Here is a 12,486-nt window from a genome sequence, read left to right as displayed (position 1 = left end):
ATAAAAAAATAGTAAGTATATATTATGGGCGAACTATTTAAAATAATACCATACAATAGTTAAACGAAGATTTACAATTCTGTATTAGGATATAAAATGTTTGTATTGATACAATCCCCTGAAATTTTTCTAGACAAATATTATTATTTTATTTTGGGATTGGAAATTTGACTTTTAAAAAAAATGGGTGTATATTATAAACGTAATATATGATTAAAACATAATTTATATACATTTAATAAATATATACACAAACTTTGGAGGTTATTATGGTAAAAACATCAAAAGACTTAACTAAACAAGAGCATTTAGAAATGTATGAACTAATGCAACTTATTAGAGATTTTGATATGGAGTTAAGTAAACTATACTCACGTGGTTTAGTTCACGGTATGACTCACTATTCAGTAGGAGAAGAAGCTGCAAACGTTGGGGCGATTTATCCATTAAGAAAAGAAGACTTAATGTATTCTAATCACCGTGGTCATGGACAAACAATTGCTAAAGGAATTGAAATTGACCGTATGATGGCTGAAATCCTTGGTAAAGAAACAGGTCAATGTAAAGGACGTGGAGGAAGTATGCACGTTTATGACCTTGGACAAGGTAATATGGGATGTAATGGTATCGTTGGTGGTGGACATGGTCTAAGTACTGGTGCTGCACTCGCTCAAAAAATGAAAAAAACTGGTAATGTTGTAATTTGTTGTATGGGAGACGGTGCTACTAACGAAGGAAGTTTCCACGAATGCTTAAATATGGCATCTAACTGGGATTTACCACTTATTTTCTATGTAATTAACAATAAATATGGTATTTCAATGGCTCAAGAAAGATGTATGCGTGTTAAAGACATTACTGAACGTGCTGCTTCTTATAGAATAAAAGGAATTCATGTAGAAGATGGAAATGATGTATTAGCGGTTTATGATGCAATGCAAGAAGCTATCGAGCACGCTAGAAGCGGAAAGGGTCCTGTATTGGTAGAAGCTGTATCTTACAGATGGTTTGGACACTCAGCTTCTGATGCTGGTAAATATCGTAGTCGTGAAGAAGTTGCTGAATGGAAATTAAAAGATCCTAATGTAAAATATAGAAATTACTTATTAGAAAATGGAATTGCTACAGAAGCAGAATTAAAAGAAATTGAAGACAGATCAAAAGCTACTATCGATGATGCTGTAGAATTTGCTAAAGAATCAAAAGTTGCTGATGGTTCAATCGCATTCCAAGATAACTACGCTGACTAATATTTAAAGTTTAAATAATATTTTATAAAAATAGGAGATTAATAGTTATGACTAAAGAAACAAAAATTATGACAGTTCGTGAAGCTATAAAAGAAGCTATGACTCACGAAATGCGTGAAGATGAAAATGTATTTTTAATGGGTGAAGATGTTGGTATCTTCGGTGGTGACTTCGGTACAACAGTAGGTATGTTGGAAGAATTTGGGCCTGAACGTGTTATCGATACGCCTATCAGTGAAGCTGCAATCTGTGGTTCTGCTGCTGGTGCAGCATCGGTAGGTATGCGTCCAATAGTTGACGTAACTTTTATGGACTTCGTAACAATTGGTATGGATGCCATTGTTAACCAAGCAGCTCCAATGCGTTATATGTTAGGTGGAGAAGTTCAAGTACCGGTTACTTATCGTTGTGCATCTGGTGCTGGGACAGGAGCCGCAGCTCAACATACAAAAGCATTAGAAGCATGGTTCTGCCACATTCCTGGACTTAAAGTTGTTGCTCCAGGTACTGCAGGAGATGTTTATTCAATCCTACGTGCTTCTATCAGAGACAATAACCCAGTTATTTTTATCGAACCAAAAGCGTTATTTGGACGTAAAGGTGAAGTAGAAGTAGGTAAAATTGGAGTTATAGGAAAAGGTGACATTAAAGTAGAAGGTAATGATATAACATTAGTATCTTGGGGAAGAATGTTAGAACGTAGTTTACAAGCTGCTGAAGAATTAAAAGAAGAAGGTATTTCAGTAGAAGTGGTTGACCCAATCACATTATCACCATTAGATACAGAATTAATTGTAAAATCAGTTCAAAAAACTGGAAAATTAGTAGTTTGCCATGATTCATTCAAAACTGGTGGATTTGGTGGAGAAATCGTTGCTAGAATCGCAGAAAGTGAAGCATTTGATTTCTTGGATAGTCCAATTTACCGTGTGGCTGGAGCAGATACTAACATTCCATCTGCTAAAGACTTAGAAAAATTAGTTGTTCCAGATGTAGAGGACATCAAAGAAACAATTAGAAAAGCCGTAAATAAAAAATAAAATCTAATTAGCGAAGGATGTGAAAAATAATGGCAGTAGAGGTAATAATGCCAAAAGCCGGAAGTGAGATGGAAGAAGGCGAAATCGTACAATGGTTTAAAAGTGAAGGAGACCATGTCGAAGAAGGAGAAGTCTTACTTGAAATTGTAACAGATAAAGTAAATATGGAAGTTGAAGCTGAAGCTACAGGGACTTTATTAAAAATTCTTGCTCAAGCAGGAGATGTCGTACCAGTTGTTAAAACAATTGCTTGGATAGGTGAACCAGGTGAAGCTGTTCCAGGTGCTAGTGAAACAGGAGAAGTAGCTCCGGCCGAAACAATAGTTGAGAAAAAAGTTGATTACACACCTGTTAAAGAGGTAGAAGTAATAGATTATTCTGGTATTCGAGCAACACCAGCAGCAAGAGCATATGCTCGAAAAAAAGGAATAGACTTATCTAAAGTTCAAGGAACAGGATCTAAAGGTCGTATTCATAAAGATGATGTGTTGGAATACAAACTTAATTCTAAAGTTAAAATTTCACCACTCGCAGCCCGTATAGCGCAAATGGAAGGTATTAACACTGAAAGTATAGCAGGAACAGGACCTAATGGTAAGATTGTAAAAGCTGATGTACTATCAGTTCTACATGGTGCACAAAAAGCTGAAGCAGCTCCAAAAGCAGAAGTTGCTCCAAAAGCAGCGAAAGCACCGAAAGCTCCAAATGAAAATCAATGGGGTGTTGTTGAAACAGTACCTATGTCACCAATGCGTAAAGTTATTTCTAAACGTATGAGTGAATCTTACTTTAGTGCGCCAACATTTGTTGTTAATGTAGAAGTTGATATGACTGAGCTGTTAGCATTACGTAAGAAAGTTGTTGACGCAATTATCGAAGAAACAGGCAAAAAAGCAACTGTTACAGATTTTATTTCATTAGCAGTAATTAAATCATTAATGAAACACCCATATGTAAATGCTTCATTATCTAGTGATGAAAAAGAAATGTATTTACACCACTATGTAAACTTATCAATTGCCGTTGGTATGGATAGCGGATTAGTAGTGCCAGTAATCAAAGGTGCTGATAAGATGAGTCTAAAAGAGCTTGTAGTAGCTTCTAAAGAGATCACAACTAAAGCTCTTGCTGGTAAATTAAAACCGGATGAAATGGCAGATTCAACATTTACAATCAGTAACTTAGGTATGTATGGAGTTAAAAGCTTCGTGCCGATTATCAACCAACCTAACACAGCAATTTTAGGAGTAAGTGCTACAGTTCAAAAACCTGTAGTATTAAATGGTGAAATCACTGTAAGACCTATTATGACATTAACATTAACAGCAGATCACCGTGTAGTTGACGGATTAGAAGGAGCTAAATTCATGAAGACTCTGAAAGAAGCTATCGAAAATCCACTATCATTACTAATCTAATAATGATATAATAATAGAAGAAAACAAGATAAAGTGTATTAAGGAGTGATTATAACATGGCAGTAGAAGTTATTATGCCAAAAGCCGGAAGTGAAATGGAAGAAGGCGAAATCGTACAATGGTTTAAGCAAGAAGGTGACGAAGTAAAAGAAGGTGAAGTCCTACTTGAAATCGTAACTGACAAAGTTAATATGGAAGTTGAGGCTGAAGCTAGCGGAACTTTATTAAAAATTCTTTATCCAGCTGGGTCAACTGTACCTGTAGTTCAAACTATAGCATGGATTGGACAACCAGGAGAAAAAGTTCCTGAAGCAGGTGGCGCAACTGCAGCAGCTCAAGAAGTAGTAAAAGAAGTGGCAGCAGACGTTAAAGTTCCTGAAACTAAAAAAGAAGATGTATTGCCAAAACGTGAACGTCGTGGGGAATATGACGTAGCTGTAATTGGTGGTGGACCTGCAGGATATGTAGCGGCGATTAAAGCAGCTCAATTAGGTGGAAAAGTAGCATTAGTAGAAAATCGCGAATTAGGTGGAACATGCTTAAATCGTGGATGTATTCCAACAAAAACATTCTTACACAATGCAGAAATTATTAACCACATTCGTTCTGCAAAAGATCGTGGTATTAAACTTGTAAATGATGCATTTACAGTTGACATGGAGAAAACTGTAGCAGTTAAAGATAAAGTATCTAAAACATTATCTGGTGGAATCGCGGGATTACTTAAATCATACGGGGTTAAAGTATTTAACGGTGTTGGACAGCTTACAGCGGATAAAAAAGTTGTTGTTGATGAACACACTACAATTGATGCTGATAGTGTAATTTTGGCTGGTGGATCTAAAGTAAGTAGAATTAACATTCCAGGTATGGAAAGTGACAAAGTTCTTACAAGTGATGAATTCTTAGACATTAAAGAAGTTCCTTCAAGATTAGCTGTAATCGGTGGTGGAGTAATCGGTTCTGAATTAGGGCAAGCATTTGCTACATTCGGTTCAAAAGTTACTATCGTAGAAATGGCAGATAGATTAATTGCTAATATGGACAAAGATGCTTCTGTAGCATTAGAAAAACAATTTAGAAAACAAGGTATTAATGTACTTACTTCAACTAAATTATTAGAAATTGTTGATAAAGGTCACGAAGTAGTAGTTAAAGTTGAAGGTAAAGAAGATATTGTTGCAGATAAAGTATTATTATCTATTGGACGTGTTCCGGATAATACATGTTTAGGAGAACTAGCAGATAAATTTGAAATGGAACGTGGACGTGTTAAAGTTGACGAGTATATGGAAACATCTGTTAAAGGAGTCTATGCACCAGGAGATATCAATGGTACTAAGATGTTAGCGCACGCAGCATTCAAGATGGGAGAAGTTGCAGCTGAGAATGCAATGGGTCACTCTAAAAAAGTTGATCTTAAATCTACACCAGCAGCAATTTATACACACCCAGAGATTGCTATGGTTGGTTTAACTGAAGATCAAGCACGTGAAAAATATGATGTTAAAGTTGGAAGATTTAACTTTGCTGCTAACGGACGTTCATTAGCATCTAACCAAGGCGAAGGTTTTGTAAAAGTAATTATGGATACTAAATACAGAGAAATCTTAGGTATTCATATCGTAGGCCCAGTTGCTGCAGAAATTATCAATGAAGGTTCTACATTAATCCAAACTGAAATGACTATTGATGATGTAATGGATATAATTCATGGACACCCAACATACTCAGAAGCATTATATGAAGCTATGGCTGACTGTATTGATATGTGTATCCATGCCCCTAAGAAAAAAACAAAATAGTATAAGTTTAAATATAAGAGAAAAGCGACTAACACAATGTTAGTCGCTTTTTTTAAGGTTAAAGTTATTATAATTTATTAGAATGTTTATTTTCAATTTGGCTATTAAAAAACTCTTCACGCAGTATTCCGTATTTTACTGAATCATAATAACTACCGTTATAGTACCTAACTTTGCGAAGTCTTCCCTCAAGGATTAATCCTAATTTTTCAGCAAGACGCATCATTCCGTGATTTCCACTCCATGTAGTTAGTCCTACTCTCTCAATTTCTGGATATTTTATAAAACAATCTTTTATCCATATTTTTAGAACAGTTTCCCCAATACCACGAGACCAGTAGGATTTATCATAAATAATAATACCAATTTCCAACCAGCGTGTAACAAAGCATTCCCAATGACGTGTTACAATGCCAATTAATTTATTATCAACAAAAATTCCATAACATCTATCACTAAGGTAAAATTCATGATGATTAGTTAAAAGAAATATATCTAAATCCAGAAACTTATATTCATTAAAATAAGGTGCATTATACTTACTCCATTCAGGATTTTTCGAGGTGTAAATAACATTATATAACTCTATTAAATTTTCTTTTTTTATACGTGTAAGTTTTATCATAAAAATCTCCAATCTTTTATTATTTTATCACTTAAATTAAGAAAAGATAAAGAATATGCACAAAATACAAAAATGAGCTAATAAAATGACACATGTTGCAGTTTATGTTAAATTTATTAAAGCAAAAGAAAAAGGAGAGAGTAATGGATAAATTTAGTGAAAAAATATCGAGTATATTTTTATGGGTAATAAATCTTAGTTTATTAATAATAGGGATTTTACTATCATTTGGTCTGCTTATAGAAGCAAAAGAAATTTTTGAAGAAGGAAGGAAGTTTTTAACTTCAGCAGGAAGTCATCAAAATTTTATTGAAGAAATTTTAGTCTTCTTTTTATATTTTGAGTTTGTGGCACTTATAGTGAAATATTTTAAAAATAATTATCATTTTCCACTAAGATATTTTATCTATATAGGAATAACGGCGATAGTTAGACTTATAATAGTTCAACATGATAATCCATATAGTGTATTAATTTGGTCGGGAGCAATTTTATTACTAGTAATAAGTTTAGCTATAGCTGAAAAATTTATAAAGAAAAATTAATAAAAATGGACCTTGAAATCATTTTTGACTTCGAAGTCCATTTTATTATTATTTTGTGGTATATTTTCCTGTTTTATAATCAATAACTATGCCTTTTTGGAAGTTATAGACAAAAACATTGTATTTCACGCTTGCCCCGTTATCTTCCACAGACATAGCTTCCATAATAACTCCTTGCGCAACAAGATCGTTATCTTTAAATACAGGAGTTACTCTATAGCGCACATGTTTTTTTGTTTTTTTTACATAGTCTGCTACTTCATTTTCAAAAGGAATCATGTTGAGATTCATAAATCTTGTTCCAGTCATTAGATTTTTATTATTATCATTCTCACCAGCAAGTTGAAATGCGATAAGGTGGCAACGATCATATACATGTTTTCCTCTGTTACTTTGCCAGCCACTAGGACGAATATGTGATATTTCCCCTCTACGTTCAGTAGGCATAAGATCTACACCAATAAGACCATTAGCTTGGCCGACGCGCCCTAGATTATCTAGTGGACTGTAATTTTCAAAAGAGGTTGTTGATAAATCCTCTTTACTAAAATATGGATTGTTATTGTTTAAAATCTTATATTTAGTACTATCACTCGCTTCATTTTCACTTGGAGCAGTTAGCGACTCGATAACATTTTGTGGGATAGTTGATGTTTCTTGGAATGGTGTAGCCGAATTTCCTTTATTAAAGGTATATCGACTAATAATAAGTGCGAGAAGAATAATTATTAGAATTGAAATTATAGAAAATAGAGAAAACTGTTTTTTTCTTCTTTTAGCCATAGCTTCTCCTTATCGAAAATGTTAATAATTTATAACCTTTACTAAAGGTTAATTACCTTATAGTGTAATAAAATTTATTTTTTAAAATAATTAATTCCCATTGCCTCTTTTACTTCATCAAGAGTAGCGGCAGCAACTCTTTCAGCTTTTTCACTACCAGCTTTTAGCATATTGTATACTTCAGCTTTGTCTTTAGCAAACTCTTCACGACGCTCTCTAATTGGGCGTAAATACTCTTGCATAACTTCGTTAAGACGTCGTTTAAGTTTCATATCGCCAAGACCGCCACGTCTGTAGTGTTCTTTTAGTTCAGCTACCTCGTCAGTACGTGGATCAAAAATATCTAAGTATGTGAAGACAACATTTCCTTCAACTTGTCCAGGATCTTCAACACGAATGTGATTAGGATCAGTGTACATTTTCATGATTTTAGCTTTGATATTTTCTTCACTATCTCCTAGATAGATACCATTGTTAAGACTTTTACTCATCTTACCTTGTCCGTCGATTCCGACAAGACGTGCATGATTTTTTGGAGGAAGTACTATTTCTGGAAGAACAAGAACTTCTTTATTATAAGTTCTATTGAAGTCTCTAACAATTTCACGTGTTTGTTCAAGCATAGGTTTTTGATCTTCACCTACTGGCACGTGAGTAGCTTTAAATGCAGTTATGTCAGCTGCTTGACTAACTGGATAAGTGAAGAATCCAGCAGGTATGCTTTCTCCGAATTTTTTATCATTTATTTCTTGTTTAACAGTAGGGTTACGTTGAAGTCTTGATACTGTTACCAAGTTCATATAATACATATATAATTCTGCAAGTTGCGGAATTTGCGATTGAATAAAGACAGTAGATTTAGCCGGATCAATACCTACGGCTAAATAGTCTAAAGCAACTTCTGTAATGTTTTGAATAACTTTTTCAGGATTATCAGCGTTATCGGTAAGCGCTTGTTGATCAGCAATCATAATAAAAATATTAGTATCTTTCTCATTTTGTAAAGCAACTCTATTTTTTAGAGAGCCAACATAGTGACCTAAATGAAGTTTTCCAGTTGGTCTATCACCAGTTAAAATAATTTTTGTCATAAATAGACGAACTCCTTTAAAGTATTTTTCTAATTATCTTTTTATTATATCATAATATAAGCCAACTTTGTTTGAAAAGTTTAATTCTTTTATGAAAAATAAAAGTATTTTTGTTTATGAAAAGAGCTTTTTGTATTATAATAAATTATAAAGAAATAAGTTTTATAAACTAAGGAGAATAAAATGATATATATAGAATCAAAAAGTAATGATCCACGCTACAATACAGCGTTGGAGCTTTATGCATTTAATGAGCTTGCTAAGAAAGATGATGTTTTTATGCTATGGATAAATTCACCATGTATAGTAGTAGGTAAAAACCAAAATACAACAGAAGAAGTTAATCAAAGATTCTGTGATGACAATGATATAAAAATAGTTCGTCGTGTAAGTGGTGGAGGAGCTGTCTATCATGATTTAAACAATTTGAATTATACTATTATTTCTAATGGACGCAGCGGAGAAGAGTTTGATTTTAAATCATTTTCACAACCAGTTATAGATGCATTGGCTTCATTAGGCGTAAAAGCTGAGTTTACAGGACGTAATGACCTTGAAATAGACGGACAAAAATTCTGTGGAAATGCACAATATGTTCGTTCAGGACGTATTATGCATCATGGATGTTTAATGTTTGATGTTGATACTTCAGTATTAGCAAATGCTTTAAAAGTATCAAAAGATAAAATTGAATCAAAAGGTATCAAATCAGTTCGTTCAAGAGTTACAAACATTAAAGATCACTTACCTAATCAAGAAATGACAGTAGTAGATTTCGTAGTAGCACTTAAAAAATATATGAGTGAAAAATATGAAATGACTGATTTTGTTGCTACTAAAGAAGATGAAAAAGCTATTTTAGCAATACAAGAAGAAAAAAACAACTCTTGGGATTGGGTATATGGAAAAAATCCAGACTTCAATATCAAACGTAATAGAAGACTTAAAACAGGTAAAATTGAAGCTAATATCATGGTAGAACATGGTGTAATTACTAGTATTAAATTCTATGGGGATTTCTTTGGAGTTATGGACGTGGAAGATATAGCTAAGAAATTAGTTGGAGTAAAATATCAAAAAGAAGATATTCAGAAAGTACTAGAGCAAATAGATATCAATTCATACTTCTTAGGAGCAACACTAGAAGAGGTAATAGATATTCTAGTTGACTAATTATAAATATAAAAAATTATAAGATGGGAGGAATTGACATGATAATTACAACAACACAAGATGTTCCAGGTATGGAAATAGTGGAGTATAAAGGACTTGCTACTGGGGAAGTAGTAGCTGGAATTAACTTTATAAAAGATATTGGGGCAGGAATTCGAAACCTTTTTGGTGGAAGAGTCAAAGGGTACGAAGATGAAATTATTCAAGCAAGAGCTGAAGCTTTAAAAGAATTAGAAGCTCGTGCAGAAGCAATGGGAGCTAATGCGGTTATCGGAGTTAGAATTGATTTTGATGCTCTAGGAGGCGATGGTAACAATATGCTTTTAGTTACAGCTACAGGAACAGCAGTAGTTGTTAGATAAGAATTTAAAACTATATACATAAAATTAATAGAAAAAATAAAAAATATAGTGTATAATACAAAGAAGTAAACTAAAATATGAGGGGAAAATACAATGAAAAAAGTATTTAATTTTAAAAAGATTTTTTCTACCTTACTATTAGCAATTGCTTTGGTGGTTTCTGCTGTATCTGTATCAGGATGTAGTAAAGACGATAATTCTAATTCAAATTCATCACAAGCAACGTATAAAGTAAGTGCAGAAGAAAAAGAGTATTTATCAAAACGTTTTGCGGATTTATCTAAAATTAATAATGAAGTAGTAGCTTATGTTTATGCGCCAGGAACAAAATTAGATGAGCCTGTTGTTCAAACTAATGATAATGAAACATATTTAGACAAAACTTTTGAAGGGAAAATAGTTCCTTATCTAGGTACAGTATTTATGGATACCGATAATAATAAAAACTTTGGTGATAGATTAACTTGGTTATTCGGTCACGCACGTGGAAGTAAGGTTGCAGATAATCGCATGTTTAATGACGTGAATTTCTACGATAAACAAGAATTTATGGATCAACACAAATATGTCGTGATTGAGACTCCAGAGAGAAAATATTATTATGAAGTAGCATTCTTGACAATTGTTCCAGAAACAACATCATTTTATCGTTTAGATTTTAAAGACGATGAAGATTTCCTAAATCAATTAACAAATGTTAAAAAAGATGCAAAAACTAAAAATGATAATGTTCAATTAAAAGGAAATGATAAGTATCTTGTATTATCTACTTGCCGTGAAGAAGATGAAACAATTCGTTCTAATCTATACCTTCGTCTAATCCCAGATAATGAGATGAATGATTTCTTGGCAAAACACAAAGATGATCTTAAATATGTAGCAACAAGATAATAAAAAATAGTCTATAGTTTAAAACTATAGACTATTTTTGTATTTATTTTGGCATGCGTTGAAATTCTCTAGTTAGAAAGAATAATGACACACTAAATGCACAAATATCAGTTATAGGAGTGGCATATATTATACCATCAATTCCCAAAAAATGAGATAAGACTAATAATGTAGGTAGTAAAATAATCATTTGTTTAGTAAGTGCTACTGTAACACCAATTTTGGGTTTACCAATAGCAGAAAAAAATGTTGAACTAGAAATATGAATACCGTTGATAAAAGTAAATAATAAGAAAAATCTCATATATCTAACTGCGAATTCAAAGTATAGTTCATTACCATTACCGAAAGTAGCTACAATTTGTTTAGGAAATATCTCGAATACTGCAAAGAATACTACAGAGATAATTATCGCATATTTCATCATATAGCGCATAGTTTCACGTACACGATTGTAATCTTTTGCACCGTAGTTGAAACCAAAAATAGGCTGAGCTCCTTGAACGAGACCGATAATTATAGAAACGAATATTATATTAACTTTGGCTACAATTCCAGCTACCGCAATAGGTATATCATTACCATAGATGGATTGTGAACCATAGGTATTAAGTAGGTTGTTAGTTACAACTTGAATAATCATATTAGACCCTTGAAAAACAAATGATGTCATTCCTAAAGCTATAGATATTTTTAATAATGAAAACTTAGGTATAAAATCTTTCTTATAAAATTTAACACTCTTAAATCTAGGAAAATAAAATAATAGTATTGCTGCTGATATAAATTGGCTAATAACAGTAGCCCAAGCAGAACCAGCAATTCCCCATCCAAATCCAAAAATAAAAATGGGATTTAGAATAATATTCAAAACGGCTCCAAATACTATGGCGTACATAGAATACTTCGGACTATTATCAGAACGAACCATCGGGTTGGTACTAATTGACAGAAGTAAGAAAGGGATACCTAAAGAAGAGATGCCAGCAAATGTTTTTGCATAAGGTAATATTTCATCAGTAGAACCAAAAGCGTACATAAGTGGTTCTAAAAACAGATGAATTAAAATTGTTAAAATAACACCTATAATAAAAAGTGATGATACAGATGTTCCAACTACAGTTTTGGCTTTTTCTGGATTTCCTCGGCCAAGTTCTAGGTTGAAATTAGCGGCTGCTCCAATACCAATCATAAGACCAAGAGCAAGACATATAGTAGTTATAGGGAAAGCTATATTAGTTGCTGCATTCCCTAAATAACCAACTCCTTGTCCAATAAAGATTTGGTCAACAATACTATATAATGCGTTTATTATATTAGCTGTTATTGCTGGCCAAGCAAAGGATATAAGTAGTTTTTTTATAGGTTTAATACCGAGTGGATTTTCTATTGTAGAATCTTTCACATAAGCCTCCTAGTTAGTTTTTAATAAAATAATTATTAAAAATTTTTAAACATTATATCTTATTATAAAGTAATTTTCTACATTTTAAAATAGGGATT

12 protein-coding genes are annotated in these 12,486 nt (G+C 32.7%); 8 read left to right on the top strand and 4 right to left on the bottom strand.

All coding sequences use genetic code 11. The annotated features are described in order from the left end of the window. Positions 1-269 precede the first annotated feature (269 nt). The 4 genes from O3802_RS07075 to lpdA are packed head-to-tail and all read left to right on the top strand — an operon-like array spanning position 270 to position 5,513. On the top strand, positions 270-1,250 hold the full coding sequence (locus O3802_RS07075; RefSeq protein WP_371458907.1) for a thiamine pyrophosphate-dependent dehydrogenase E1 component subunit alpha: 981 nt from the start codon (positions 270-272) through the stop codon (positions 1,248-1,250). A gap of 47 nt (positions 1,251-1,297) precedes the next feature. Beyond that, a complete protein-coding gene (locus O3802_RS07070) occupies positions 1,298-2,290 on the top strand; it encodes an alpha-ketoacid dehydrogenase subunit beta (RefSeq protein WP_371458906.1) in 993 nt (330 codons plus the stop codon). A 29-nt stretch (positions 2,291-2,319) separates the two neighbouring features. Further along, on the top strand, positions 2,320-3,708 hold the full coding sequence (locus O3802_RS07065; RefSeq protein WP_371458905.1) for a dihydrolipoamide acetyltransferase: 1,389 nt from the start codon (positions 2,320-2,322) through the stop codon (positions 3,706-3,708). A 56-nt stretch (positions 3,709-3,764) separates the two neighbouring features. Then, a complete protein-coding gene (gene lpdA, locus O3802_RS07060) occupies positions 3,765-5,513 on the top strand; it encodes a dihydrolipoyl dehydrogenase (protein ID WP_371458904.1) in 1,749 nt (582 codons plus the stop codon). 67 nt (positions 5,514-5,580) lie between these two features. Here the strand turns inward: lpdA and O3802_RS07055 are convergent, their stop codons facing one another. Next, positions 5,581-6,138, bottom strand: a complete 558-nt coding sequence (locus tag O3802_RS07055; protein WP_371458903.1) for a GNAT family N-acetyltransferase — start codon at positions 6,136-6,138, stop codon at positions 5,581-5,583. 143 nt (positions 6,139-6,281) lie between these two features. On the opposite strand from O3802_RS07055, the gene psiE reads away from it, so the two are divergent. Next, the gene (gene psiE, locus O3802_RS07050) at positions 6,282-6,683 is read left to right on the top strand and encodes a phosphate-starvation-inducible protein PsiE (RefSeq protein WP_371458902.1); all 402 of its coding nucleotides are present in this window, start codon (positions 6,282-6,284) and stop codon (positions 6,681-6,683) included. Between the two features lie 48 nt (positions 6,684-6,731). On the opposite strand, the gene O3802_RS07045 is transcribed toward psiE, so the two are convergent. Both O3802_RS07045 and trpS read right to left on the bottom strand, forming a co-directional pair. Next, the gene (locus O3802_RS07045; RefSeq protein WP_371458901.1) at positions 6,732-7,466 is read right to left on the bottom strand and encodes a DNA/RNA non-specific endonuclease; all 735 of its coding nucleotides are present in this window, start codon (positions 7,464-7,466) and stop codon (positions 6,732-6,734) included. Between the two features lie 74 nt (positions 7,467-7,540). Beyond that, positions 7,541-8,557, bottom strand: a complete 1,017-nt coding sequence (gene trpS, locus O3802_RS07040; RefSeq protein ID WP_371458900.1) for a tryptophan--tRNA ligase — start codon at positions 8,555-8,557, stop codon at positions 7,541-7,543. 183 nt (positions 8,558-8,740) lie between these two features. On the opposite strand from trpS, the gene lplA reads away from it, so the two are divergent. The 3 genes from lplA to srtB all read left to right on the top strand — a co-directional run bounded on the left by lplA (position 8,741) and on the right by srtB (position 10,983). Next, the gene (lplA, locus tag O3802_RS07035; RefSeq protein ID WP_371458899.1) at positions 8,741-9,730 is read left to right on the top strand and encodes a lipoate--protein ligase; all 990 of its coding nucleotides are present in this window, start codon (positions 8,741-8,743) and stop codon (positions 9,728-9,730) included. 38 nt (positions 9,731-9,768) lie between these two features. Next, positions 9,769-10,092: a heavy metal-binding domain-containing protein gene (locus O3802_RS07030; RefSeq protein WP_371458898.1), complete on the top strand. Its 324-nt coding sequence runs from the start codon at positions 9,769-9,771 to the stop codon at positions 10,090-10,092. A 93-nt stretch (positions 10,093-10,185) separates the two neighbouring features. Next, positions 10,186-10,983: a class B sortase, LPKTxAVK-specific gene (srtB, locus tag O3802_RS07025; RefSeq protein WP_371458897.1), complete on the top strand. Its 798-nt coding sequence runs from the start codon at positions 10,186-10,188 to the stop codon at positions 10,981-10,983. 43 nt (positions 10,984-11,026) lie between these two features. Here srtB and O3802_RS07020 read toward each other — a convergent pair whose 3' ends face one another. Continuing rightward, on the bottom strand, positions 11,027-12,388 hold the full coding sequence (locus O3802_RS07020; protein WP_371458896.1) for an MATE family efflux transporter: 1,362 nt from the start codon (positions 12,386-12,388) through the stop codon (positions 11,027-11,029). Between the last annotated feature and the right edge of the window lie 98 nt (positions 12,389-12,486).

It is taken from the genome of Gemella sp. 27098_8_92, from assembly GCF_041433685.1.
Classification (GTDB): domain Bacteria; phylum Bacillota; class Bacilli; order Staphylococcales; family Gemellaceae; genus Gemella.
This window is presented reverse-complemented; position numbering and strand designations above follow the sequence as displayed.

What these genes read in the sequence shown, in the direction of transcription:
- O3802_RS07075 (WP_371458907.1), top strand. Translation starts at nt 270, where the DNA reads ATGGTAAAAACATCAAAAGACTTAACTAAACAAGAGCATTTAGAAATG.
- O3802_RS07070 (WP_371458906.1), top strand. Translation starts at nt 1,298, where the DNA reads ATGACTAAAGAAACAAAAATTATGACAGTTCGTGAAGCTATAAAAGAA.
- O3802_RS07065 (WP_371458905.1), top strand. Translation starts at nt 2,320, where the DNA reads ATGGCAGTAGAGGTAATAATGCCAAAAGCCGGAAGTGAGATGGAAGAA.
- lpdA (WP_371458904.1), top strand. Translation starts at nt 3,765, where the DNA reads ATGGCAGTAGAAGTTATTATGCCAAAAGCCGGAAGTGAAATGGAAGAA.
- O3802_RS07055 (WP_371458903.1), bottom strand. Translation starts at nt 6,138, where the DNA reads ATGATAAAACTTACACGTATAAAAAAAGAAAATTTAATAGAGTTATAT.
- psiE (WP_371458902.1), top strand. Translation starts at nt 6,282, where the DNA reads ATGGATAAATTTAGTGAAAAAATATCGAGTATATTTTTATGGGTAATA.
- O3802_RS07045 (WP_371458901.1), bottom strand. Translation starts at nt 7,466, where the DNA reads ATGGCTAAAAGAAGAAAAAAACAGTTTTCTCTATTTTCTATAATTTCA.
- trpS (WP_371458900.1), bottom strand. Translation starts at nt 8,557, where the DNA reads ATGACAAAAATTATTTTAACTGGTGATAGACCAACTGGAAAACTTCAT.
- lplA (WP_371458899.1), top strand. Translation starts at nt 8,741, where the DNA reads ATGATATATATAGAATCAAAAAGTAATGATCCACGCTACAATACAGCG.
- O3802_RS07030 (WP_371458898.1), top strand. Translation starts at nt 9,769, where the DNA reads ATGATAATTACAACAACACAAGATGTTCCAGGTATGGAAATAGTGGAG.
- srtB (WP_371458897.1), top strand. Translation starts at nt 10,186, where the DNA reads ATGAAAAAAGTATTTAATTTTAAAAAGATTTTTTCTACCTTACTATTA.